The organism is Primorskyibacter sp. S187A (assembly GCF_049800955.1).
Classification (GTDB): domain Bacteria; phylum Pseudomonadota; class Alphaproteobacteria; order Rhodobacterales; family Rhodobacteraceae; genus JAKVBH01.
The window spans coordinates 294,787-319,132 of record NZ_JBNAGA010000002.1 but is presented as its reverse complement, the minus strand read 5'-3'; the positions used below and the strand labels follow the sequence as shown (position 1 = coordinate 319,132).

Below are 24,346 nucleotides of genomic sequence, written 5' to 3'. Positions count from 1 at the left end.
GACCCTCCGATGCGCCTGACCTTCCGCGCCTCAGTCAGGCTTACAGAACATGTCGTAGACAACTTCCATGATTTGCCTGGGCCTGTCATCGGCCAATGAATAATAGATCGTCTTGCCGTCCCGTCGCGGCGTCACGAGGCCTTCGAGGCGCAGACGAGACAATTGCTGCGACACAGCCGCCTGGCGCGCGCTCAGGAGATCTTCCAACTCGGTCACGGATTTTTCACCCGTCGCCAGATGGCACAAGATCATCAGCCGCCCTTCATGGCCAAGCGCCTTGAGAAAGTTTGCAGCGCGCGTCGCGCTGTTCATCATCTTTTCGAGATCTTCTTCGCATGTATGTGCGTCGAAGACCGGTAGGGCCGTATCTTTCATCCCTGTTCCTCCGAACGTGCCGCGCGTTCCACCATTTGCTCCAGCACGGGCCAGAAAAAGTCTTCTCCGGGATAGCCTTGCAGGCGATCTACTTCGACGCCATCGCGCAGAAGCACGAAGGTTGGCGTGAAACTGACGCGCCCGGAAAACACATCCGGCTGTGCGTTGGCCTCTGAAATATCCAGCCGGGAGAGGGGCGCTTCAGCACCAACGTCCGTTTTTGGATAGATCGGCGCGATCTCCTCGTCCCATCGCTCGCACCAGACACACCCGTTCTGCTCCACCATCACAAGCGACATCTCTGCCGCAACCGGTGCCGATAGCATTGCGAAGAGGGCTAGGTATCTCAACATGACAGGTTCCTTGACGGGGTGCCCCCGTTTCATCCAACGTAATATGAATATGTGAATTATACAACGCGGATCACATCGCGTGGGGGGCAGATATGTTTGATGTGACCATCTTTGGCGCACTCGTGGCGGGGCTCTTGTCCTTTTTGTCCCCCTGTATTCTGCCCATCGTGCCGTTTTACCTGAGCTATCTCGGTGGGGTCGGCATGAACCAGATCAGCGCCAATGCCGAGATCTCGCCGCGTGTCCGCCGCCGGGCGATTCTGGCCGCGATGGCTTTTGCGCTTGGCGTGATCACTGTCTTTATGGCGCTGGGCGCGACGGCTTCGATCTTTGGCCAGATGGTCAGAGAGTATTTCGACATCCTGCGCTGGGCCGCGGCGGCGCTGATCATTGCCATGGGCCTGCACTTTCTGGGCGTGATCAAAATCGGCTTTTTGTATCGACAGTTTCGTGCAGATACCGGCGAGACATCCAATCTCAGCCTTGCGGGCGCTTACCTGATTGGTCTCGCGTTCGCCTTCGGCTGGACCCCTTGTGTGGGTCCCGTATTGGCGGCGATCCTGTTTACGGCTGCGGGGCAAGACACTGCGTTGCGTGGTGCCTCGCTGCTCTTTGTCTACGGTGTCGGCATGACGGCGCCTTTCGTGGTCGCTGCGATGTTCATCGGCCCGTTCATGCGCTGGATGGCCCGCTTCCGCCGCCATTTGCCGATGATCGAGAAACTCATGGGCCTCTTGCTCATCACATTCGGACTACTCATCGCGACGAATTCCATCAGCATTATCGCGCAATGGCTCCTGGAGACCTTTCCGATCTTCATGACCATTGGCTAGCACAGGAGAAAGACATGACCCGTTTCATCGCAATTCTGTTTGCCGCAATGATGGCTTTGCCCCTCGCCGCCGCAGAGCTCGGCGACGATGGCCTGCACAAAACAGCTTGGATGCGCGACACGTTCAAAGATCTGCGCGAAGACCTCGAGGAGGCCAAATCCGAGGGCAAACGCCTCGTGCTCTTTTTCGAACAACGCGGCTGCATCTACTGCACCAAAATGCATGAGGACGTGTTTCCACGCGAAGACATCACCGCAATGATCGAGGAGAATTACTTTGTCGTGCAACTGAACCTGCACGGAGATGTGGAGGTCACGGATTTTGACGGCGATACGCGCAGCGAAAAGGACATGGCCCGCAAGTGGGGGATTCTGTTTACGCCGACGTTGATGTTCATTGACGAAGAGGTCGCAGAAGGCCTGACTGCGCCGCAGGCTGCCGTCGCGCAAATGCCTGGCGCCTTTGGGGCAGGCACGACGTTGGATATGTTCACCTGGGTGTTTGAGAAGCGCTATGCCCTTGATGGGGATGAAGATTTTCAGCGCTACCACGCGCGGATGATCCAGGAGCGCGACAACGGATCGACGGATTGAGACCCCTTCCAAAGCGATAAAATTCACAAAAGTGAATTTGTTGTTGCGTCATTCCATATTCGTGCACTACGGTATGCGATAAGCCACGATAGCCAAGCGGCTGAGCCAAGGTGGCTGCGGGAGGGACAATGAAGAAAACGCTCACTATTTTTGCGATTATGGCTTGCGCGGCCGGGCTTGCGTCGGCGGAAGCCATGAAGCCAAACGACGTGGAATTTACGGAAGATGGCACGATTGCAGCCTCGTTGACCGGTGCGCCGGGTGATGCCGCGAACGGCGCCGAGATCATGACCATTCGTGGCAAGGGCAACTGCATCGCCTGCCATGAAGTCACAGCGCTCAAACATGCCCCCTTCCATGGGGAAGTGGGCCCGTCACTCGATGGCGTGGGCGAGTATCGCACTGCGGAAGAGCTGCGCGGGATCGTCGTGAACGCAAAGATGATGTTCGATGGTACCGTGATGCCCGGTTTCTACAAAACCAGCGGGTTTATTCGCCCCGGCAATGGTTACACGGGCAAAGCCGCAAAAGAAGAAGACCTGACGCCAATTCTGACAGCGCAGGAAGTCGAAGATGTCGTCGCGTATCTGCTGACGCTCAAGGACGGCTAAAGTAACTCAATCAGAGACGAGGAGAACCCAAATGGAATTCACGCGTCGCGAAACGCTGGCACTGGGTGCCGGTGCTGCGCTGATGACGGTCCTTCCGATGCGCGCGCATGCCGCGCTGGACGACCTGATCGCCGAATTCACCGGTGGTGCGGATATTGGCGATGCCGGTATCGAGCTCACCACACCTGAAATCGCGGAAAACGGCAACACCGTTCCGATCGAGGTGTCTGCACCCGGTGCTGTCGCCATCGCGGTTTACGCTGCGGGCAATCCGACGCCCCCGGTGGCCACGTTCAAGTTTGGTGAGCTGGCAGCCAGCCAGACCGCCTCGACGCGGATTCGCCTTGCCGGAACGCAGGATGTCGTTGCGATTGCGCAATTGGCAGACGGCAGCTTCGCGCGCGCGGCCAATACCGTGAAAGTCACAATCGGCGGCTGCGGCGGCTAAGCAAGAGGAGACCACTACAATGGCAAAAGGTGTAAAACCACGCGTGAAGGTCCCTAAAACGGCAGCCGCCGGTGAGGCCATCACAATCAAGACCTTGATCTCCCATAAAATGGAGTCCGGGCAGCGCAAGGACGGAGACGGAAACGTAATCCCGCGCTCGATCATCAATCGCTTCACTGCTGATTTCAATGGCACCAATGTCATCGATGTCACGCTCGAGCCTGCGATTTCGACCAACCCGTATTTCGAGTTTGAAGCCATGGTTCCAGAGGCCGGTGAGTTCAAATTCACGTGGTACGATGACGATGGCTCTGTCTACGAGACAGCGAAAAAAGTGGCTATCGGCTGAATAAAGTCCTCGCCCGGGACGTAATCTCCCGGGCGAGGCTTGGCATACAAAGCCAATCAGGGAGGGACCGTAAATTATGAAAAAGACAACAACAGCCATCGTCACAGCCATTGGCCTGGCGGGCGCGGCGTTCGCCGGCGGCGCAGATGACGACAAAATGGTCATCAATGACGAACTTGAAATGGTGACGAAGGCTGCTGTGCCGGATCACATGGCCGATACCGGTGTCAGCGAGCTGATTTCGGGGTGGCACTTCCGCTCCGACGAGACGCAATCGCTCCAGCTGGATGATTTCGACAATCCTGGCATGATCTTCGTCGATCAGGGCATGGATCAGTGGAACGCCGTCGAAGGCACTGAGAACAAATCCTGCGCCACCTGCCATGAAAACGTCGAAACGTCGATGAAAGGCGTGCGCGCGGTTTATCCGAAGTTCAATGAAGAGGCCGGTGAAGTCCGTACGCTTGCGATGCAGGTCAACCACTGCCGCACGGAGAATATGGGGGCCGAGCCTTACAAATACACGTCCGGTGCGATGGCCAATATGGAAGCGCTGATTTCGGTGCAATCCCGTGGCATGCCTGTCAATGTGGCCATTGATGGTCCGGTGCAGTCTGTTTGGGAGCAGGGCAAGGAACTCTACTACACCCGCACGGGTCAGCTTGAGCTGTCTTGCGCGTCCTGCCATGAAGAGAACTACGGCAACTATATCCGCGCGGACCACCTGAGCCAGGGCCAGATCAACGGATTTCCGACCTACCGTTTGAAGAACGCCAAGCTCAATACCGTGCATGCCCGTTTCAAAGGCTGTGTCCGCGACACCCGTGCCGAAACGTATAGCCCGGGCTCCGCAGAGTTCATCGCGCTTGAGCTTTACGTTGCCTCGCGTGGCAATGGTCTGAGTGTCGAAGGACCCTCGGTTCGCAACTAAGCTTTCTGGACCCCGCCCGTTCATTCGGGCGGGGCTTTTCGCAGAAATTAAATTCACACATGCGCATGTGTGCACTTCGAGTAAAGGATCCGCCCGATGATCTCTCCCATGATGTCCCGCCGGGATTTCCTTCAGGTCTCCATGGCCGCCGCCGCTCTGACGGGCGCGTCGGGGTTTGGCAATTGGGCGCGGCTTGGCGCGCAGCAGGCGCTGACGCAGGATCAGCTTCTGGAATTTGATACTTTTGGCAATGTCTCCCTGATCCACATCACCGATATTCACGCCCAGATGGTGCCCATCTACTTCCGCGAGCCTTCGATCAACCTGGGTGTCGGCAACAACAAGGGCGCTGTCCCCCATGTGACCGGGGCGGATTTTCGCAAGCTCTACGGCATTGCCGATGGCAGCCCGGCCCATTACGCGCTCTCGTCGGGCGATTTTGCCGCGCTGGCGCAGTCTTATGGCCGTGTCGGCGGGCTGGACCGTGTCGCGACGATCATCAACGCCATCCGCGCTGACCGCCCCGATGCGCTCCTGCTCGATGGCGGCGATACCTGGCATGGCTCCTACACCTGCTATCACACGCAAGGCCAGGACATGGTCAATGTGATGAACGCGCTGAAGCCCGACGCGATGACCTTCCACTGGGAATTCACGCTGGGCTCTGACCGCGTGGCCGAGATTGTTGAAGACCTCCCCTTCGCCGCTCTCGGCCAAAATATCTTTGATGCCGAATGGGATGAGCCCACCGAGCTCTTTCCGCCCTATAAATTCTTCGAGCGCGGCGGCACCAAGATCGCCGTAATCGGTCAGGCCTTCCCCTATATGCCCATCGCCAACCCGGGCTGGATGTTCCCCGAATACTCCTTCGGTATCCGCGACAGGCGGATGCAGGAGATGGTCGATGAGGTCCGCGCGGCGGGCGCCGAGCTGGTGGTCTGCCTCAGCCACAACGGCTTTGATGTGGACAAGAGCATGGCCTCCAAGGTCAAAGGCATCGACGTGATCCTCACAGGCCATACCCACGATGCCCTGCCCGAACCGGTGCTCGTGGGCGAGACGCTTCTGATCGCGTCCGGCTCCAACGGCAAATTTGTCTCCCGCGTCGATCTCGATGTGCGCGACGGGCGGATGATGGGCTACCGCACCAAGCTGATCCCGGTCTTCTCCGATGTGATCGCGCCTGATCCCGAGGTTGCCGCCGCCATCGAGGCCGAGCGCGCGCCCTACAAGGCCCAGCTCGAAGAAGTCATCGGCCAGACCGATACGCTCCTCTACCGCCGCGGCAATTTCAACGGCACGTGGGACGATCTGATTTGCGACGCGCTGCTCTCCGAACGCGAGGCCGAAATCGCGCTCTCGCCCGGTGTGCGCTGGGGCCCATCGGTCCTGCCCGGACAGGACATCACCCGCGAGGACATCTGGAACGTCACCTCCATGACCTATGGCGAGGCCTATCGGACGGAAATGACGGGCGAGTTCCTCAAGGTCGTGCTCGAAGACGTGGCCGACAATATCTTCAACCCCGATCCCTATTACCAGCAAGGCGGCGATATGGTCCGCACCGGGGGGCTTGGCTACCGCGTTGACGTCTCCAAGCCTCAGGGCGAGCGCATCTCCGAGATGACGCTTCTGTCCACAGGCGAGCCCATTGATCCATCGCGCTCCTATGTCGTGGCCGGATGGGCCAGCGTGAATGAAGGCACCGAAGGCCCGCAGATCTGGGACGTGGTGGAAAACCACATTCGCAAACAGGGCACCGTGAGCCTGTCCGAGAACAACAGCGTCGAGATCGTGGGGATATGATCTTGGCGCATGCAGTGCATTCTGCCCGAAACAGCGCCGCAGGCGCCGGGCAAAGCCAGCCCCTGTCCGGGGATGGATTTTTGTCTGACCACACGATGCCAGGTTTCCGAAGCGCGCCAGTGGCCGACATAAAGCGCCATGGACCCAACGCACCAATCGCAATCCCAGGGGCTGGTTTTGCCCGGCTTGTCCATTCCAATCAAAGGAGTCCTCATGTCTGACCTCCAAAAACCCTCCCGCCGCGCGTTTCTGCGGGGCTCTGCCGCCGCAGCCGCCGGTACGCTGGGTGCCGCCGCAAGCGCGGGCACGCCCGATCCGCTCATCACCGAGTTGCAGGACTGGACCTCTGGTCTGGGTGACGGCGTGGACGCCACGCCCTACGGCATGCCGATTGAATTCGAGAAAGACGTCGTGCGCCGCACCGTCCCGTGGTTGACCGCCGATCCGATCTCGTCGATCAACTTCACGCCGATCCATGCGCTCGATGGCACGATCACGCCCCAGGGCTGCGCCTTTGAGCGGCACCATTCTGGCGCCATCGAGCTGCGCAAGGAAGATTATCGGCTGATGATCAACGGCCTCGTGGATCGCCCGCTTGTCTTCTCCTACGCTGATCTGGAGCGCTTTCCGCGCGAACAACATGTCTATTTCTGCGAATGTGCCGCCAATACCGGCATGGAGTGGGCCGGCGCGCAGCTCAATGGCGCGCAATACACCCACGGCATGATCCACAATATGGAATATACCGGCGTGTCGCTGCGCACTCTCCTTGAGGAGGCCGGGCTCGATGCCGCCGGAGACCTTGGCGATAAATGGGTCTATGTCGAAGGGGCGGATGCCTCCTCCAACGGCCGTTCGATCCCGATGGAAAAGGCGCTCGACGATGTGCTCGTCGCCTTCAAGGCCAACGGCGAAGCGCTGCGGATGGAGCATGGCTATCCCGTCCGTTTGGTCGTGCCCGGTTGGGAAGGCAACATGTGGGTCAAATGGCTCCGCCGCATTGAGGTGACGGACATGGCTGTGCAGAGCCGCGAAGAGACCTCGAAATACACCGATGTGCTCGAAGACGGCACGGCGCGGAAATGGACCTGGGTGATGGATGCCAAATCCGTCATCACCTCGCCCTCCCCGCAGGCACCCATCACCCATGGCCACGGGCCGCTCGTGATCACCGGGCTGGCATGGTCGGGCCAAGGTAAGATCACGCGGGTGGACGTCTCCCGCGATGGCGGTGTGACGTGGGAGACCGCGCGGCTTGCCGCACCGGGCACCGACAAGGCGCTCACGCGCTTCTATCTCGACATCGATTGGCAGGGCGAAGAGATGCTCCTGCAATCCCGCGCCATGGATGAGACGGGCTATATCCAGCCCACGAAAGAGCAGCTGCGCGAGGTGCGCGGGCTCAACTCGATCTACCACAACAATTGCATCCAGACCTGGCATGTGACCCCGGAAGGAGTGACTGAAAATGTCGAAGTTTCTTAAAACCTCACTCGCGATACTTCTGGTAAGCGGCCCCGCCTTTGCCGAAGGATATGGGTTGGGCCGTGAGGCGCTGCCCGAAGAGATCGCCGCTTGGGATGTGGATGTCCTGCCAGATGGGCGCGGCTTGCCGGAAGGCTCTGGCGATGTCTGGACGGGGGACGAAGTCTTTGGCGAGTATTGTGCCGTGTGTCATGGCGATTTTGCTGAAGGCGTGGGCAATTGGCCCGTGCTTGCGGGCGGCTGGGATACGCTGGCCGATGAGGACCCGGTCAAGACCGTGGGCTCTTATTGGCCCTATCTCTCGACCGTGTGGGACTACGTGCATCGCTCGATGCCCTTTGGCGCCGCAGGCACGCTGACCGCCGATGAGACCTATGCCATCGTGGCCTACATTCTCTATTCCAACCAGTTGGTAGACGAGGATTTCGTGCTCAGCCACGAGACCTTCGCGGATGTTGAGATGTACAACGCCGACGGTTTCATCATCGATGATCGCGCCGAGACGGAATACACGATCTGGCGCGGCGAGCCCTGCATGGAGAACTGCAAATCCGGCGCTGTGCAGATCACCAAACGCGCAACTGATCTGAATGTGACGCCTGGGCAGGACCATTCGAAAGAGGCGAAAGAGGCCGCGATGCAAGCCGCAGCGCCTGACGTGGTCGAAGTGGCGGCTGAGGCGGCAGAGCCCGAAGCGCCCGCCATTGATGCCGAATTGGCCGCCGTGGGAGAGAAGGTTTTCCGCAAGTGTAAATCCTGCCACCAGATCGGTGACGGCGCGAAGAACAAGTCGGGCCCCGTTCTGACGGGGATCGTCGGTGCGCCCGCCGGGGCCGCAGAGAACTTCCGCTATTCCAAGGTCATGGCTGCGGCGGGAGAGGAGGGCTTGGTCTGGTCCGAAGAGGAGCTGAAGGCCTTTCTCGCCAAACCCAAGGACTACATGCGCGGCACGAAGATGTCGTTCGCCGGCCTGCGAAAGGACGGCGACCTTGACGCGATCGTGGAATATCTGAAAGCTGCCTCTCAATGATGCGGATGCGTAGTGCGATTGCGGCTTTGAGCGCGGTGCTCCTTTCGGGCGCCGCGCTCGCGGAGCCTTTGGGAGACCCCGATGCCGGGAGAGTGGTCTTTGACCAGTGCAAGGGCTGTCACATGGTGGGGCAGGGCTCGCGGGATCGCATCGGGCCCCATCTGAACGGCCTCTTCGGGCGCAAAGCCGCCGCCCATGAGAAGTATCGTTATTCCAAAGGCATGCAGCGCGCGGCGACCAACGGGCTGGAATGGCATGCCGACACGCTGGACGCCTATATCGAGAACCCGCGCGCGCTTGTCTCGGGGACCCGGATGTCCTTTCGCGGTTTGAAAGATCCGCAGGCGCGGGCTGATCTTCTGGCGTATCTGCGCGTCTATTCCGACAATCCCGCCGACATTCCGGAAGCCGACCCGACCGCACGGGGCACGGATCACGCGGTTGATCCGGAAATCCTCGCTTTGGTGGGCGATTCTGAATACGGTGAATATCTGAGTTCGGAATGCACAACCTGCCACCAGGCCTCGGGCGCGGCAAATGGCATTCCGTCAATCACGTTGTGGGCGCAGGAAGATTTTGTAATCGCAATGCACGCCTACAAAGACAAGGTCCGACCGCATCCCGTCATGCAAATGATTGCCGGACGGTTGAATGCAGAGGAAATCGCGGCCCTCGCCGCATATTTTGGCGCACTCGAACCGTAAAGGTCTGGCGCCGCTACGCAGGAGTTCAGGGAGGAACTGCCAATGCAAATGAAGCGAAGAACATTCCTGGCGGCCACGGCCGCAACACTCAGCGCGCCCATGGTGCGCGCGGCTGGACATGGCAAGCCAAGGGTCATTGTCGTGGGCGGCGGAGCCGGTGGCGCAACGGCTGCCCGCTACATCGCGAAAGACAGTAAGGGCGAGGTGGATGTCACACTCATCGAGCCCTCGCGCCAATACTACACATGCTTCTTCTCCAATCTCTATATCGGCGGTTTCCGCGAGATGGACAGCCTGGGACACGGCTATGCCGGTTTGGCGACAAACCACGGCGTCAATGTCTTGCACGATTGGGCCGTCGGCGTGGATCGCGGCGCAAAGACAGTCACGACCGCTGGCGGACACACACTGCCTTACGACAAGCTGATCCTGTCGCCGGGTATCGATTTCGTCGATGGCGCGGTGGAGGGTTGGTCTGTGGCCGATCAGGATGTCATGCCCCACGCCTACAAGGGCGGGACGCAGGCGGAATTGCTCAAAGCCCAGATCATGGCAATGCCCGAAGGCGGGACCTTTGCCATGGTCGCGCCCCCGAACCCTTACCGCTGCCCTCCCGGGCCCTATGAGCGGATTTCCATGGTGGCGCATCTGCTGAAGAACACCAATCCCACGGCGAAAATCATCGTGGCGGATCCCAAGGGCAAGTTCTCCAAGCAGGGGCTCTTCGAAGAAGGCTGGAACAAGCATTACGCGGGCATGATCGACTGGATCGGGAGCGATTTCGGGGGCGACAATGTCAGCGTTGATCCCGCCGCCATGACCGTCACAATCGACGGTGAGGTCACCAAGGTTGACGCCGCCAATGTGATCCCTGCGATGAAAGCAGGCCGGATTGCCGAGCTTGCCGGTGTGACAGATGGCAATTGGGCGCCGGTCAACGCCGCCGACATGTCAACGAAAGCCGATCCGGACGTGTATGTGCTGGGCGATGCAAGCCAGCAGGGCGATATGCCAAAATCCGGGTTCTCAGCCAACAGCCAGGCCAAGGTCTGCGCCAATGCCGTGCGCGGGGCGCTGACGGGCAGCCGTGTGTTCCCGGCCAAGTTTGCCAATACATGCTGGTCTCTCATTGATGCCAAGGACGGCGTCAAGGTGGGCGCGACCTATGAGGCAACCGAGGAGAAGATTGCCAAGGTCGACGGGTTTATCTCCGCAACGGGCGAAACCCCGGATGTCCGCGAGGCAACCTATGTCGAAAGCCTCGGCTGGTACGACGGCATCACGGCTGACATGTTCAGCTAACGCAAAGGGCGCAGGCCGATGAAACCTATTTTTCTGGCCTGCGCCTTGCTCAGTGCGACGTCCCTTGCGGCTGAGGATTTCGCAATCACCCATCCCTATGATGGTACTTTTGAGGATGCGGTCTTCTCGGTAGAGAACGCCATTCTGGATGCCGGTCTGGTGATCGATCACCACGCGCATACCGGCGACATGCTGGAGCGTACGCGCGCGGATATGGGCGGTGAGACATTGTTTGCAGGGGCTGACGTCTTCCTGTTCTGTTCGGCGCAGTTGTCCCGGGAGGTGATGGAAGAGGATCCAGCGCTTGTGGCGTTCTGCCCCTATTCGATCTTCATCACCGATCGCACTGGCCTCGTTGAAATAGGCTATCGCACCTATCCCCCCGGCCCAATGGACAAGGTAGAGGCGTTTCTGGAAGTTTTGGTTCAGGACGCTCTGGCGTTTTGACCGGTATTAATGCGCGTGATGCGTTCCGTGTTGCGCTCTGACGCGAAGTCTCGAAAGGCGTTCTGTCTTGTGGCGCGCTCGGCTCTGATCCCTTCGAGCACACTTTGAAAACAGAGGTTTTTGCGCTGTATCAAGGCGTAGGCGCGCCTTCCGGGCTACTGAGACTCTATGGAATGGGCAATTGACACATTCGGGGATAGCGGCGTTCTGGTTCTGATCGGAGCGTTGGTTGGGCTCTTGTTTGGAGCCTCGGCTCAGCATTCGCGCTTTTGTTTGCGCGCAGCGACCGTGGAGGTCGCGGACCTTCGGGCCGGGCCAAAGCTGGGCATCTGGCTTATCGCCTTTTGTGCAGCGGTCTGCGCGGTCCAATTGGCCATTCTGGCGGAGGTGTTTGACCCCGTCGAGGCGCGGCAGTTGGCTGCAACGGGCTCCATGTCTGGCGCAATCCTTGGTGGATTGATGTTCGGCTCCGGAATGATCCTGGCGCGCGGCTGTGCGTCGCGATTGCTGGTTTTGTCGGCAACAGGGAATCTGCGCGCGATCGTGACAGGCCTCGTTTTAACTCTGGTTGCGCAGGCGTCGTTGCGGGGGGTGTTGTCCCCCGTGCGGGAGGCGTTGGGCGCGATGTGGGTTGTGCCGGGCGGTGAGGCGCGGTCTTTGCTGACCCAGTTGGGGCTTGGACACGGGCCCGCGGCTGTCCTGGCGGGCTTGGGTTTGGCTGTCGGATTATGGCTGGCGGCGAGGGAAGGTCTGCGCGCGAGCCAGCTGGTCGCGGCGTGTTTCGTGGGTCTTGCAGTTGCGGCGGGCTGGGTGTTGACCTTTGCGCTCGCGCAGACCTCCTTTGAGGTCATTGCCATCTCATCGGTCACCTTCACCGGCCCATCGACGGATACTTTGATGGGGCTCGTCAATACAACGGAATTGCCTCTGTCCTTCGGGCTCGGTTTGATCCCCGGCGTGTTCTTGGGGTCATTCCTGATGTCTGTCCCGAAAGGCGAGTTTCGGATTGAGCGGTTTGGCTCGGATACGCCCATGGAGCGCTACCTGCTGGGCGCGGCCTTGATGGGCTTTGGCTCGATGCTGGCCGGGGGATGCGCGGTCGGCGCGGGCGTCACAGGCGGTGCTATTTTCGCGATAACCGCCTGGGTCGCGGTCTTTGCGATGTGGGTCGGCGCGGTCGCGACGGAGTTGGGGATGCGCCGATACAGGCAGGCCTTGAGCTTGGCTTAATGCAGCGCGCGCTCCGCACTGTGCGCTGGGGGGGAATTTGTACGATTTGAGGGGTAAATCGCACAAATTCCCCCCTACGCGATCAGGCTTATTCCCATTCCATTTGCTCAAAGACACGGCCGGCATTGCGCGTCGCGAGCTCTTCGAATGTATCGAGATGGGCATAGGGCGATTGATCGACGTAGTAGGCGTCAGACAGATCCCCGCCGTTCTCGATATGCGCGCCGATTTGGCCGCGCAGATATTCCAGATAGCCTTTTGTATACCGCCGGACCTGCGCCATATTCGTGGGATGGCCATGGCCGGGGATGACATATGTCGCTCCGAGCGGCTCAAAGGCGGTGTCCCAGGTTTCGAGCCAATCCAGTGTTATGGTATCCTCGAAAAGGGGCAGCATCCGCTCGTGAAAGGCCATGTCACCCGCGATCACAAGGCTTTGGTTTGGCAACCAGATCGAGATATCTCCGGGTGAGTGGGCCGGGCCCAAGTACTTGGCTTCAATGCGAAAATCACCGAGTTCGAGGATATATTCGTCCGAGAAGGTCTCTGTCGGGGGAGTAATCTCAGTGCGCTCTGATTTGTCCCTGTTGTAGCGCTGCATGCCCGCGAGAATCTGCGCTCCGTATTCCGTGAATTCCGCCGCGGCGTCTTCATGGGCCAGTATGGGAACGCCCTGTTCGGCCCAGTACGTGTTGCCGAGCATCGCGTGGCCTTGACCGTTTTCATTGAAGACGGCGACAACGGGCTGATCGGTGATCTGTTTGATCTCGCCATGCAGGGCTTCGGCCAGAACATAGGCCGCTCCGCCGTTGACCACGACAACACCTTCCCCCGTCACGATGAAGCTCAAGTTATTGTTATGGCCGGTATTTTCGTAAGTTGGCGGGGCCGTGGCGCCGATGGCGGACCACACGTGCGGGATCACTTCAACGGGCTTTTGATAGAGCGGGCTTTGCGGATATTGATCCGCGATATCTTCGCTCGCCCAAAGGGCGCCGGGCAGCAACAGGAGCGTCAGATAGGAGTGCTTCATCTGTCCCACTCCTCGAACCGGTAGGCGCCAGAAGCCGTAACGACCTGCCCCATACCGCCATTGGGCAGGTGAAAACCGATCAGGCCCATATCATCAGTGGTGATTTGATCGAAAAGCCGTTGGCGCGTTTGAGCAGCCATAGCAGGATCTTGATCCGACCCGCTTTCCCAGCCGGGCCGCGCAAAGGCAATGTGGTGATTGCCAATTGCATCCCCCACAACCATCAGGGATTTTCCGCTGTCGCGCAGCTCATAGGCCATATGCCCCGGCGTGTGACCGGGAGAGGCATGGGCATAAATGCCGGGCAAAATCTCGCGATCCGGCTGGATCAGAGTGACTTGGTCAGCGATGGCTTCGAGCCGTCTTTTGGCCCCCACTGCGAAAGCCGCGCGCGCCTCGCCGATCGTAGTGACGGTATCGTCATTCATCCAATAGTCGAATTCTGTTTGCCCGATCAGTACCTCGGCTTCGTAGAACATTGGATCATCGAATTCATCGAGCAAGCCCCATATGTGGTCTGGGTGGCCATGCGTGAACACAACATGTGTGATATCTTCGGGAGCGAGGCCTTTTGCATCGAGCGCGTCCAGCAGCTTGCCGGCCGTCGGCATGAAATCCGCGCCAGAGCCAACATCAAACAGAATGACCCTGTCCTCCTGCCGGACCAAAGTGAGGTTGCACTCAGGCGTCAGCGCGTCGCGATCCTGGCCATAGTCTTTCAGGATGGGCGCCAGCTCGTCTTGGGGCATGGGGCCAAAGATGAAATCGCCGGGCAGCGTCAAGGTGCCATCGCTGAGCGTATCGATTTGCATGGTGCCCAGCGTCGTTCCGGACCAAAGAGGCTGTCCGAGGCTGGTCAGCATACTCGCGCCGAGACCTGCCAATGCGCTGCGTCGTGAAATCGTCAAAACCCCACCTCCCATCAAATTACATTATTTGAATATGACAGAGAGCATTGGGTCTGACAAGCCGTCCCGTCAAACGTTGCGATGACCGCCCATATGGCGTTCGCCGCGTGCGCGGGCCAGTTCGATCTGCTTTTGCCGCTCCCGGAAACGCATCTTGTCATCCGCGCTCGTTTCCTCGACGCAGAGATGACAGGCCACGCCATGTTCATATTCCGGACGCTCTCGATCCTCCGGCAGGATCGGGCGGCGGCATGCGTGACACAGGACATGCGGCCCTTCCACCAGCCCGTGCCCCACGGAAACACGCCCATCAAACACGAAGCAATCTCCCTGCCACGTGCTGTCTTCTTCGGGCACCTCTTCGAGATACTTCAGAATACCTCCCTTGAGGTGATAGACTTCCTCAACACCTTGTTGTTTTAACCAATTTGTCGACTTCTCGCAGCGAATACCGCCCGTGCAAAACATGGCGATGCGCTTATTGTGAAACCGCTCCTTGTTGGCCTCCCACCAAGCCGGGAACTCCCGAAAAGAAGCGGTCTGGGGATCGATGGCGCCTTCAAACGTCCCGATTGCCACTTCGTAGTCATTCCGGGTGTCAATGACGGCGACATCAGGGCTTTGGATCAGCGCGTTCCAGTCTTCCGGAGCAATGTAATCCCCGACGCTGACGCGCGGCTCGACATTCGGCTGGCCCATGGTCACGATCTCTTTCTTGAGACGGACTTTCATATGTGCGAACGGTTGATCTGCCGCGCTGCTTTCTTTGTGTTCAAGATCAGAGCAACCGGGCAGGGCGCGAATATGTGCGAGTACTGCGTCGATGGCCGCCCGCTCTCCGGCAATGGTCCCGTTGATCCCTTCCTGTGCGAGGAGCAAGGTGCCTGTTACACCTTTGGAACAGCACAGTTTTGCCAACGGAGCCTTAAGTTCTGCGGGATCCGGGAAAGGCGTGAAGTGATAGAGTGCGGCAACAATGTACATGCGCGCGCTTTAGGACGATTGGCCTCTGGCTGGCAAGTGCCGGGTTGACGCGGGCGACTGGCGGCGCAAGATCGGATCCAAAGGAAGGGATGACCATGACCAAAGCGCTTCTCGTGATTGACGTCCAGAATGACTTTTGCCCCGGCGGCGCGCTGGCTGTCGCGGAGGGAGATGCCATTGTCGAGGGGATCAATCATCGCATGGCGGCGGCCGATGTTGTCGTCCTGACGCAGGATTGGCACCCGGCCGATCATCTGTCATTCGCCTCGCAACACGAGGGTAAAGCGCCCTTTGACCTGACCGAGATGCCCTATGGCCCTCAGGTGCTCTGGCCAGATCACTGTCAGCAAGGATCTCCGGGCGCCGCGTTCCACCCCAAGCTCCGCACTGACCACGCGGACATGATCATTCGCAAGGGTTTCCGGCGGGAGATAGACAGCTATTCGGCGTTTTTTGAGAATGATCGAAAAACACCAACGGGTCTGGAAGGGTATTTGCGTACGCGCGGTGTCAACGAGGTAGAACTTGTCGGGTTGGCCACGGATTTTTGCGTCGCTTATTCCGCGCAGGACGCTGCGCGACTGGGCTTTCGGGCAGCCGTCGTGCAGGATCTATGCCGTGCCATTGACCTTGATGGTTCGTTGGGCGCAGCACTGGAAGAGATGGCAAAGGCCGGTGTGCAGCTGAGCTGAGGGCCGTTTTCGGTTTCTTAAGGGCTGGTCGATACACCGAACCAAAGCGGCTTAAGTGACCCATGGAAAACAGTTTGCTCCATTCCGACAACGCGATTGCGCGGCTCCAGACGAGTTTTCAATCTGCTGGTCTGTTCCGCAGGTATGCGCGCGGTCGGAGCAAAGGAATGCCAGAACGCCTGGTGCTCAGTACCTTTGCCGCAATAACGATCGCTTTTCTTACAACGCCAGCGCTTGGGGCCTGCGTAGGTGTGCTTTTTAGTCTCTCGGATGCGCTCGATGTCGCTTTCCTGCGCTATTGCCTCAAGCGCTTGGACGCAGGCGAAGACATCAAACGAGTTCTCGCATGGACGACGCGATCCGCTTTTTTTCATGCCCTCGGTCTTGCCATTGGTTGTGTAATTGCATGGTACGGCGCGGAGCCCGGCCAAACGACCTTTTGCTGTGTTGCATTCCTTGTCTCGGTTGCCATGAATGCTGGCCTGAGCAAGGAATATCACCGTTCCGCAGCATTGGTACGCATCAACATGATGGCAGTGACTGGTGCGACATGCATGATCGGGGATTTTCTTTTTGCGCGGGGTGACATCACCCAAAGAACCTTCGAGGCCATCGGCGCTTTGCTGATGGCTTATGTGGTTTTTGTCTTTATCAAAGCGGGGACGGTCAATTTTCGGCGCCATAGGCAGGCGGCTCGTGATCTGTTGCGTCGTCAAAGCCTGATTGAACGTCGCGGCATCGCTTTGCGAGAGCAACAAAAAGAGCTCAGAATGCTGTCGATGGTGGCGCGCCATGCAAATGACTCCATTTTCCTGTCCGACAAGGACAGGCGCATCTTTTGGGTCAATGACAGCTTTACACGCATCACAGGCTATACGCTGGAAGAGGCAATGGGCCGTACGCCAGCGGAGTTGTTCAATTCTCCGAATACAGATGTGCGGACCATCGAGGCGATCCAGGCGAGGATTGAGGCCTTTGAAGCGGCGCGAGGGGAAATTCTCAATGTGACCAAGGATGGGCGAGAAATCTGGATCGAGACAAACATCGTTCCCGTGCATTCTGATGATGGCGATATCGAGATGTTTGTGGCCATTGAGCGCGACATCACGGCAACGAAGAAGCACGCTGAAGAATTGGCAATCGCGCGGCAAAAGGCAGAAGAAGGTAGCAGGACGAAGTCGGCGTTTCTTGCGACGATGAGCCATGAAATACGCACGCCCATGAATGGCGTCATCGGCATGGCGGAATTGATCGGTGAGAGCGCGTTGAATGCCGAGCAAAGCCAATACGTGAAAACGATCCGAAATTCTGCAGATTCGTTGCTCAAGATCATTGATGACATTCTCGATTTCTCAAAACTGGATGCAGGAAAGCTTGAGATTGACCCGGTTGATTTTGCGCCCGGGCCCTGCATCCTCGATGTCATCGATCTTCTGCGCCAAAAGGCGTCCGCGAAGGATCTCTATCTGGATACAAACTTCAACACGCGTCTTCCCGCTTGGCTCCGTGGGGACGACGGCAGGCTGCGTCAAATCCTGATCAATCTGATCGGCAATGCGATCAAATTCACGAAGACGGGCGGTGTCACCGTCGATGTCAGCCATCAAAAAACGGGAAGGAAGTTCAAACTTTCCATAGATGTTCGGGATACGGGGATTGGCATAGCAAAAGACCAGCTCGGTCATGTCTTCGATCACTTTTCACAGGCGGATGCGGCCACGACCCGTGAGTTTGGCGGCACGGGTCTGGGGCTGTCCATTTCTCGATTGCTGGCGCGACAAATGGGGGGCGAAATCAAAGTGCACTCCGTTGAGGGCGAAGGATCGACATTTACGCTAATCGTGGAAATGGAGGCGGCTCAGGAACACGTCCCTGTCGCGAAAGACGATGAAGCTATTGAAACGCCGGAAAACCTGCTTGGATTACGGGTCTTGCTGGCGGAAGACAATGCGACCAACCGCATGCTTGTTGAGCGGTTATTGGCGAAATATCAGATCGAGTTGGAGGCAGTGTCCAACGGCGTCGATGCGGTCCAAGCAGTGGGTCGACGGGAATTTGACGTCGTGCTGATGGACATGTCGATGCCACGAATGGATGGCATCGCCGCAACGCGCAAGATCCGAGAGCAATTCGGACAGGGCCCACAAATCGTCGCGCTCACCGCGAATGCGTTTTCCTCAGACAAAGCGGCTTGCCTGGCAGCTGGAATGGATGACTTTCTCAGCAAACCCGTGCGCCGCGCAGAACTGGTTTCTGCTTTGTTGCGGGCGCGCAAACGATTGGACGAGCAACCTGTCACGCGCAAGTTTGGATAATTTCTGGTTTTTATGATGATCTCATAGGCGTATCACTCCAAAGACACTGCATGCTTGGAGGACAGTCCTTGGACATCGCGACGCGCGTTTGGAACCATAAATGGCGTATCGATCCGATCGTGAGATCATTGATTGATACGGATTTTTACAAGCTATTGATGTGCCAATCGGTCTTTCGCAACCGGCGTGACACGGATGTTACATTTTCCCTCATCAACCGTAGTACCTCCATCCGGCTGGCTGATCTGATCGATGAGGGCGAGTTGCGTGAACAACTTGATCATATCCGTTCACTCAAGCTGTCTCGTGGAGAGAGTACCTGGCTGCGCGGCAATACCTTTTACGGCAAACGCCAGATGTTCCGGTCCGATTTCATGGAGTGGTTCGAAGCGCTGCGCCTGCCGGATTATCATCTTGAAAAGAGAGACGGCCAATACGAACTGACCTTTAAGGGATCATGGCCGGAAGTCATGCTTTGGGAAATTCCTGCGCTGGCGGTGCTCATGGAATTGCGCAGCCGCGCCGTACTCAAACACATGGGGCGGTTTGAACTTCAAGTCCTCTATGCCCGCGCGATGACCAAACTTTGGGAAAAAGTCGAGAAACTGCGGACTGTCGACGATTTGCGCATCGCAGATTTCGGAACCCGCCGCCGCCATGGGTTCCTGTGGCAGGATTGGTGTGTTCAGGCGATGTTGGAAGGTCTGGGCGACAAATTTGTCGGTACGTCCAATTGCCTGATCGCCAAAAACCGGGATCTTGAAGCGATTGGCACCAACGCACACGAGTTGCCCATGGTATACGCCGCCTTGGCCGAGACAGACGAAGCTTTGGCCCGCGCGCCCTATGATGTGTTGGCGGATTGGCATGACGAGCACGACGGCAATCTGAGGATTATTCTTCCAGACACCTATGGCACCGAGGGTTTCCTCGCGCATGCCCCGGACTGGCTCGCCAAGTGGACAGGCATACGCATCGACAGTGGTGATCCAGCCAACGGTGCGGAGGCCGCGATAGCATGGTGGCGCTCCCGCGGTGAAGATCCGGCGGAGAAGCTCATCATTTTCTCAGACGGCCTGGATGTCGACACAATCCAGCAGTTGCAATCGCAATTCCGCGGACGGGTGCGGGTCTCGTTTGGTTGGGGCACAAACCTGACAAATGATTTCAGGGGTTTGACACAGGATGGATCGCTGGATGCGTTTTCTCTCGTGTGCAAGGCCATCAAGGCGAACGGGCGGCCAACGGTTAAGCTGTCGGATAATCCCAATAAAGCAATGGGTCCCGCGCAGCAGATCGAGCGATACAAACGGGTTTTTCAAGTCGGACATCAAGAACGGATTGACCTGCAGGTCTAGTCGGTGTCGGACACACGCCCACGCATGGCCTTGACCGCGCCACGCGCTTTTTTTCCTTCAACACGACGCCGTTGCGAGGCCCGTGTTGGTTTGGTTGCGATGCGACGTTTCGGGGCTTTGAGCGCCTGAGTAATGAGGGCGGCCAAACGCTCGCGGGCAATCTCGCGATTGCGGGCTTGCGAACGCGTGGTGTCGACTTGCAAGACGAGTGCTCCGTCTTGCGTCCACCGTCGGCCCGCCAAACGTTTCAGTCGAGCTTTGACGGCCGGGCTTAGTGCGGGTGATCTGGCGGCTTCGAACCGAAGCTCTACCGCTGTCGCGACCTTGTTGACATTCTGCCCCCCGGGCCCTGACGCGCGCATGAAGCTCTCGCTGAGCTCCCAATCCGCGAGAATGATATCTTCTGTAATGCGTAGGCTCATGTGCAACACCTGGGAAAGCAGATGGATAAGCGAAAAGGGCCGCTCTGCGAGCGACCCTTCGAGAATTTTCGGAGGCGGGGCCGGTCTAGGCCTATCGCCAAATCAGGGGCGCGAGCGCCCAAAGGGTTGCCTCAGAGGCGCGCCTCCCGATCTGTCCCGACACCTTTCTCCAATATCTCTCTAGACACTGGATCACCTCCTTTCGATTGTTTCAACTCCCATCAGATTGGCACGAGTTGCCGCAATCGCCAAAAGGTTTTTTCAAACGAGTGATCGATCTTGCGCATGCCGCGCAACAATGGCGCGAAAAGGAGCAAGCGCGATAAGCGCCAAGCTCAATTTGACGAACCAGTCCGCGATCGCGAGCGAGACCCACAAGGGCGCAAGCGGTCCAACACCCAGAACCGGGACGGGTTCGTTTGCCCAGCTTACGTCATTGCCCGGTTCGAGCATTGTCAGTGCCCCGGAGAAGGCAATGGTAAAGAAAATGGCAGTGTCGACAGATGAGCCCACAATCGTCGAGGCCAAGGGCGCTTTCCACCAGACGCCTTCGCGGAACCTGTTGAACACAGCCACATCCATGAGCTGCGCCGTCAGGAAGGCGAGGCCGGAACCAAGCGCGATCCGGAAGGTGACCAGCGGGCCGAATTCGCCCTGGATATTCGTTCCGACAAGCGAACAGAAAACGCCTACGACAAATCCCGCGAACACGACTTGCCGCGCCGGGCCTGCGCCATACAGGCGGTTCATGAGGTCGGTCACAAGGAAAGCAAGCGGGTAGGTGAAGGCCCCCCATGTCAGCCATTGGCCGAACAGATGCTGGACCAGAATATTGGAAGCCACCACGATGGCGGCCATGGCGATAATGCCGGGGATATGTTCACGTTGCATTTGTGGTGCCCGTTTTGACAAGGTTTCGGCGACTTGGCTCCCCGGGGCTCCCGACCCGGCAAGCAGCCCCGCCTTTAATGGCTGCCCACGCCATAGACAAGCCTGATCTGCGGCAATTTGTCAATCCGGCAGCAAATACTCAACGATCTCGGTTTCTTGGAACCTGCTGAAATTATCATCGGCAATCATCGTGGCCCGTATCCCGTCATCGGATTGCCAGATGGCTAACCCTTCGAGGTTGCCGTGACGGCCTGTGGCGCTGACGAGCAAGACCTCGCGGTCTTCAATCCCGCCGTCCGCAACCCGGAAGCGGCTCAATCGGGTTTGGAAGCCAAAGCCCGAAAAGGCCCGTTCCAAAAGGTAAAATCGGCCATCGGGGCCGAAATCTGCGCCCACGGGTTGAAAGCCGGATGAGCGGGGGACATCCGCGATATGACGCCACGCACCGTCAAACAGGCCATAGAGCGGGAAGTCGGTTGTGATCGTGCCGGACCGCTCTGGCAACGTGAAAAGTCTGCCCTCTTGATCGATAGCCAGCGCTTCCAAACCGCCGTTCGAATGAAACTGCGCAAAATCAGAATGCATCGGCAGCGACGTATCAAGATCCTGCGTTGTGGCATCGAAAACCCGATTGATTTGCTCCAGAGAGACGAATCGCATGCCATCGGCGCCAATGGCGAGGCCCTCGGTGTCGCGCAATTGCTTGCCAGTCTCCGGGTGTCGCCCAAATCGGAGGGCTCGCGGCTCTGTTGATTGGAGGCCGACGATCCTGCCTTGCGCGTCCCGCGCAACGTCAACGTCGACCATATGCCGCCGGTCCGTGATGGCGACAAAGTGCTGTCCTTCGTCGAGAAAGTCGATCGCGGACCAGCCGCCAAAGTGGGCACCGGGCTCTGACCATGTCAGACTTTGCAGGAATTTGGCTTGATCACAGAGCGCGGATTGCGCCCAAAGGCTCAGGGCGATTGCAAGACAGTGGCGCATTGAGCGGGTAAATCAGCCATCTGTAGTTCCCGGCGCGGTTTGGCTTTGGGCGCGTTGGGATCAGGCGGCGGGGGGTTGAGAATGTTGTTGACCCAGCTTTGGGCGTCTGCACATCCATCGCCGCTGGGAGGCGGGGCCTGATTGACGCAGCCGGTCGATCCCGCCGGGCAGTTCAGACGCACATGGAAATGATAGTGATGCCCCCACCAGGGGCGGATTTTACGCAAGTAATCGCGATTTCCCGTCTCATCCTTGCACATCTGGACCTTGGCGCCGGGGAAGACGAATATCCTGGCAACGCGCGGGTCCTTCGCGGCGGCTTTCAGAACAGCGTGATGCGCGGGCGTCCATTTCTCATTCACGAATGCTCCCCGATTGCGCCACATGGAGACCGATGAGATTGCTTCGCGATCCGAGCGTGTCAGGCGCAGATCATTGGCCGGGCGCATCCAGATATCAGCATCAAGGCCGATCTGATGGCTCCGGTGCCCGGTCAGCATCGGCCCGCCGCGCGGTTGGCTGAGATCGCCCACGTAGATCCCGGACCAGCCCGGCTGCGCCGCTGCTTTTCGCGAGAGATCCTTGACGAAATCGATCAATTCGGGGTGGCCCCAGTTGCGGTTGCGCGAGAGCCGCATCGCTTGCCATGTCGGGCCCGATTCCGGCAATTCGACCGCGCCGGACATACAGCCCTTGGCATAGCTGCCGAAGGCTGCGGCCTGTTGTGTCGAGGGCGTCTCTTTCGCGCCGAAGAGTTGCTTGGCTTCTTTGGTCGAGAGGACGCCCATACTGTCGCCAATGGTCGGTTGCGCGTTAAGGGAGGCGTTTGGCTGCGAGGTGTCGCGGCAACTGGCGAGGCTCAGACAAACCAGGCCCGCAAGTGCGATTTTGAGACTGCTCTTCATGCTTTCTGATCTCCCTCGTCCTTGACCCAACGTAACAGGATCAGGCCGATCAAGAAAAGACCGATGAGAGGGGAAACCCCAAGCTGTTGTGAGCCGGTTAGCGCCGTGACCGTGCCGATGAGCAGAGGCGCAATGAAGGATGTGGCCTTGCCCGCTAAGGCATAAAGACCAAAGGCTTCGGTCATCCGACCGGGATCTGCCTGCCGGACCATCATGGTCCGCGATGCAGATTGCAGCGTGCCGCCAGCGGCCCCGATCACCGCTCCGATAACGTAGAACACAATGTCGGGCAGGCTGGAGCCTTCGCCGACCGCCATGCCAAAGACAGTGTCGCGGGACACGAGCACAGTGCTGATCGCGGCAAGTGTGAGCGCAAGGATCGAGGCCGTGATGACGGGCCGCGGCCCGAACCGACTGTCAGCGCGCCCTCCCAGCCAGGCGAAAATCGCGCCCGTGATGATTGCGAGAATGCCAAAAATCCCGACATTGACCACAGACCACCCGAGGACACCGGCGGCGTAAATCCCGCCAAACGTATACATCCCGTTCAACGCATCACGGTAGAACATTGACGAGGTCAGATAAGCCAGAAGTGAAGGTGTTTCAGGCAGGCGACGCAGGGTCTGACCCAGACCTTTGAGGGCGCGCTTGAGCGCATCCGGCTGCCGTGCGGGTGGACGAGGATCGCGAACCCAGAGGAAAAAGGGGATCATGAAGACGATGAACCAGAGCGCCGTCAGCGGCCCGACGAACCGTGTGCCCTCACGCGCCGCGCTGTCCAGACCAAAGGGCGGCGCCAGGCCCACGAAAGTCTTCCCGGTATCCGCACTCTCTGCAAAAAACACCAGCATGATGACAAGGGTCACCAGCCCGCCCACATAGCCAAAGGCCCAGCCATTCCCGGAGATGCGGCCGATCTCTTCTTTTGTGCCCAGATCGGGCAACATCGAATTGGTAAAAATCGTTGCAAATTCCATGCCGATCATACCAACGGCAAAAAAGAACAGAACGAGGATCAGGTTGAAATCTCCCGGAGCGGCTATCCAGAGCGCGGCGGATCCGATCACATACATGATCGAGAATATCCAGATGTAGCGCATCCGATGGCCTGATGTGTCCGCCAATGCGCCCAGAACAGGCGCCAAGATGGCCATGACAAGCCCCGCAAGCCCAATGCCGAACCCCCATGCGGCCTGCGCGGCGGCGCCATCTTCCATCAATTCCTTGATGTAGGGGGCAAAAATGAACGTCACGAGGAGCGTGTTGTAAGGCTGGCTGGCCCAGTCGAAGAAGAACCAGCCCCAAATTCGTTTGCGCTTGTCTGTCATGCTCTCCCCCGTTTGATCCAGCTAAGCCC

General features: G+C 58.6%; 27 protein-coding genes. 16 read left to right on the top strand and 11 right to left on the bottom strand.

Annotation, left to right across the window (positions count from 1 at the left end; all coding sequences use genetic code 11):
• Nucleotides 1-30: 30 nt before the first annotated feature.
• Both ACP15S_RS12500 and ACP15S_RS12495 read right to left on the bottom strand, forming a co-directional pair.
• Complete coding sequence (locus ACP15S_RS12500) at nt 31-375, bottom strand: ArsR/SmtB family transcription factor (RefSeq protein WP_425039972.1); 345 nt, start codon at nt 373-375, stop codon at nt 31-33.
• Nucleotides 372-728, bottom strand: coding sequence for a hypothetical protein (locus ACP15S_RS12495; protein WP_425039971.1), 357 nt, complete (start codon nt 726-728; stop codon nt 372-374). The genes ACP15S_RS12500 and ACP15S_RS12495 overlap by 4 nt, the downstream gene beginning before the upstream one ends.
• A gap of 92 nt (nt 729-820) precedes the next feature.
• Here ACP15S_RS12495 and ACP15S_RS12490 point away from each other — a divergent pair, with 92 nt between their 5' ends.
• The 13 genes from ACP15S_RS12490 to ACP15S_RS12430 all read left to right on the top strand — a co-directional run bounded on the left by ACP15S_RS12490 (nt 821) and on the right by ACP15S_RS12430 (nt 12,497).
• Nucleotides 821-1,561, top strand: coding sequence for a cytochrome c biogenesis CcdA family protein (locus tag ACP15S_RS12490; RefSeq protein ID WP_425039970.1), 741 nt, complete (start codon nt 821-823; stop codon nt 1,559-1,561).
• 14 nt (nt 1,562-1,575) lie between these two features.
• On the top strand, nt 1,576-2,154 hold the full coding sequence (locus tag ACP15S_RS12485) for a thioredoxin family protein (protein ID WP_425039969.1): 579 nt from the start codon (nt 1,576-1,578) through the stop codon (nt 2,152-2,154).
• A gap of 128 nt (nt 2,155-2,282) precedes the next feature.
• The gene (gene soxX / locus ACP15S_RS12480) at nt 2,283-2,765 is read left to right on the top strand and encodes a sulfur oxidation c-type cytochrome SoxX (protein ID WP_425039968.1); all 483 of its coding nucleotides are present in this window, start codon (nt 2,283-2,285) and stop codon (nt 2,763-2,765) included.
• Between the two features lie 31 nt (nt 2,766-2,796).
• On the top strand, nt 2,797-3,213 hold the full coding sequence (gene soxY, locus ACP15S_RS12475) for a thiosulfate oxidation carrier protein SoxY (protein ID WP_425039967.1): 417 nt from the start codon (nt 2,797-2,799) through the stop codon (nt 3,211-3,213).
• A gap of 19 nt (nt 3,214-3,232) precedes the next feature.
• Nucleotides 3,233-3,562, top strand: a complete 330-nt coding sequence (soxZ, locus tag ACP15S_RS12470; RefSeq protein ID WP_425039966.1) for a thiosulfate oxidation carrier complex protein SoxZ — start codon at nt 3,233-3,235, stop codon at nt 3,560-3,562.
• A gap of 76 nt (nt 3,563-3,638) precedes the next feature.
• On the top strand, nt 3,639-4,493 hold the full coding sequence (gene soxA, locus ACP15S_RS12465; RefSeq protein ID WP_425039965.1) for a sulfur oxidation c-type cytochrome SoxA: 855 nt from the start codon (nt 3,639-3,641) through the stop codon (nt 4,491-4,493).
• A 108-nt stretch (nt 4,494-4,601) separates the two neighbouring features.
• Complete coding sequence (soxB, locus tag ACP15S_RS12460; protein ID WP_425040894.1) at nt 4,602-6,299, top strand: thiosulfohydrolase SoxB; 1,698 nt, start codon at nt 4,602-4,604, stop codon at nt 6,297-6,299.
• A 213-nt stretch (nt 6,300-6,512) separates the two neighbouring features.
• Nucleotides 6,513-7,784, top strand: a complete 1,272-nt coding sequence (gene soxC / locus ACP15S_RS12455; protein ID WP_425039964.1) for a sulfite dehydrogenase — start codon at nt 6,513-6,515, stop codon at nt 7,782-7,784.
• Nucleotides 7,768-8,814 (top strand): c-type cytochrome, encoded by a 1,047-nt coding sequence (locus ACP15S_RS12450; RefSeq protein WP_425039963.1) that lies wholly within the window; start codon nt 7,768-7,770, stop codon nt 8,812-8,814. The genes soxC and ACP15S_RS12450 overlap by 17 nt, the downstream gene beginning before the upstream one ends.
• The gene (locus tag ACP15S_RS12445; RefSeq protein ID WP_425040893.1) at nt 8,814-9,518 is read left to right on the top strand and encodes a c-type cytochrome; all 705 of its coding nucleotides are present in this window, start codon (nt 8,814-8,816) and stop codon (nt 9,516-9,518) included. Before ACP15S_RS12450 ends, ACP15S_RS12445 begins: the two co-directional genes overlap by 1 nt.
• A gap of 42 nt (nt 9,519-9,560) precedes the next feature.
• Nucleotides 9,561-10,820, top strand: coding sequence for an FCSD flavin-binding domain-containing protein (locus ACP15S_RS12440; protein ID WP_425039962.1), 1,260 nt, complete (start codon nt 9,561-9,563; stop codon nt 10,818-10,820).
• Between the two features lie 18 nt (nt 10,821-10,838).
• Complete coding sequence (locus tag ACP15S_RS12435) at nt 10,839-11,267, top strand: DUF302 domain-containing protein (RefSeq protein ID WP_425039961.1); 429 nt, start codon at nt 10,839-10,841, stop codon at nt 11,265-11,267.
• Between the two features lie 168 nt (nt 11,268-11,435).
• A complete protein-coding gene (locus ACP15S_RS12430) occupies nt 11,436-12,497 on the top strand; it encodes a YeeE/YedE family protein (protein WP_425039960.1) in 1,062 nt (353 codons plus the stop codon).
• Between the two features lie 88 nt (nt 12,498-12,585).
• Here ACP15S_RS12430 and ACP15S_RS12425 read toward each other — a convergent pair whose 3' ends face one another.
• The 3 genes from ACP15S_RS12425 to ACP15S_RS12415 form a co-directional block, all read right to left on the bottom strand.
• Nucleotides 12,586-13,530, bottom strand: coding sequence for an MBL fold metallo-hydrolase (locus ACP15S_RS12425; RefSeq protein ID WP_425039959.1), 945 nt, complete (start codon nt 13,528-13,530; stop codon nt 12,586-12,588).
• Nucleotides 13,527-14,393: an MBL fold metallo-hydrolase gene (locus tag ACP15S_RS12420; RefSeq protein WP_425039958.1), complete on the bottom strand. Its 867-nt coding sequence runs from the start codon at nt 14,391-14,393 to the stop codon at nt 13,527-13,529. Before ACP15S_RS12420 ends, ACP15S_RS12425 begins: the two co-directional genes overlap by 4 nt.
• Before the next feature lie 114 nt (nt 14,394-14,507).
• The gene (locus ACP15S_RS12415; RefSeq protein WP_425039957.1) at nt 14,508-15,422 is read right to left on the bottom strand and encodes a rhodanese-related sulfurtransferase; all 915 of its coding nucleotides are present in this window, start codon (nt 15,420-15,422) and stop codon (nt 14,508-14,510) included.
• 95 nt (nt 15,423-15,517) lie between these two features.
• On the opposite strand from ACP15S_RS12415, the gene pncA reads away from it, so the two are divergent.
• Entirely contained in the window at nt 15,518-16,114 is a 597-nt protein-coding gene (gene pncA / locus ACP15S_RS12410) for a bifunctional nicotinamidase/pyrazinamidase (RefSeq protein ID WP_425039956.1), read from the top strand.
• Nucleotides 16,115-16,131: 17 nt separating this feature from the next.
• On the opposite strand, the gene ACP15S_RS12405 is transcribed toward pncA, so the two are convergent.
• Nucleotides 16,132-16,908, bottom strand: a complete 777-nt coding sequence (locus ACP15S_RS12405; RefSeq protein ID WP_425039955.1) for a hypothetical protein — start codon at nt 16,906-16,908, stop codon at nt 16,132-16,134.
• Here ACP15S_RS12405 and ACP15S_RS12400 point away from each other — a divergent pair.
• Both ACP15S_RS12400 and pncB read left to right on the top strand, forming a co-directional pair.
• Nucleotides 16,885-18,429: an ATP-binding protein gene (locus ACP15S_RS12400; protein ID WP_425039954.1), complete on the top strand. Its 1,545-nt coding sequence runs from the start codon at nt 16,885-16,887 to the stop codon at nt 18,427-18,429. The two genes, ACP15S_RS12405 and ACP15S_RS12400, sit on opposite strands and share 24 nt — an antisense overlap.
• A 50-nt stretch (nt 18,430-18,479) precedes the next feature.
• Nucleotides 18,480-19,787, top strand: coding sequence for a nicotinate phosphoribosyltransferase (gene pncB / locus ACP15S_RS12395; RefSeq protein WP_425039953.1), 1,308 nt, complete (start codon nt 18,480-18,482; stop codon nt 19,785-19,787).
• Here pncB and arfB read toward each other — a convergent pair.
• The 5 genes from arfB to ACP15S_RS12370 all read right to left on the bottom strand — a co-directional run bounded on the left by arfB (nt 19,784) and on the right by ACP15S_RS12370 (nt 24,317).
• Nucleotides 19,784-20,209 carry an alternative ribosome rescue aminoacyl-tRNA hydrolase ArfB gene (gene arfB, locus ACP15S_RS12390; RefSeq protein ID WP_425039952.1) on the bottom strand — a complete coding sequence of 142 codons (426 nt, stop codon included), beginning with the start codon at nt 20,207-20,209 and terminating at the stop codon, nt 19,784-19,786. The genes pncB and arfB overlap by 4 nt on opposite strands.
• A 261-nt stretch (nt 20,210-20,470) precedes the next feature.
• Nucleotides 20,471-21,100, bottom strand: a complete 630-nt coding sequence (locus ACP15S_RS12385) for a queuosine precursor transporter (RefSeq protein WP_425039951.1) — start codon at nt 21,098-21,100, stop codon at nt 20,471-20,473.
• Between the two features lie 120 nt (nt 21,101-21,220).
• Complete coding sequence (locus ACP15S_RS12380) at nt 21,221-22,084, bottom strand: esterase-like activity of phytase family protein (protein ID WP_425039950.1); 864 nt, start codon at nt 22,082-22,084, stop codon at nt 21,221-21,223.
• On the bottom strand, nt 22,057-22,989 hold the full coding sequence (gene mepA, locus ACP15S_RS12375; protein ID WP_425039949.1) for a penicillin-insensitive murein endopeptidase: 933 nt from the start codon (nt 22,987-22,989) through the stop codon (nt 22,057-22,059). The genes ACP15S_RS12380 and mepA overlap by 28 nt, the downstream gene beginning before the upstream one ends.
• A complete protein-coding gene (locus tag ACP15S_RS12370) occupies nt 22,986-24,317 on the bottom strand; it encodes an MFS transporter (protein ID WP_425039948.1) in 1,332 nt (443 codons plus the stop codon). The genes mepA and ACP15S_RS12370 overlap by 4 nt, the downstream gene beginning before the upstream one ends.
• Nucleotides 24,318-24,346 lie beyond the last annotated feature (29 nt).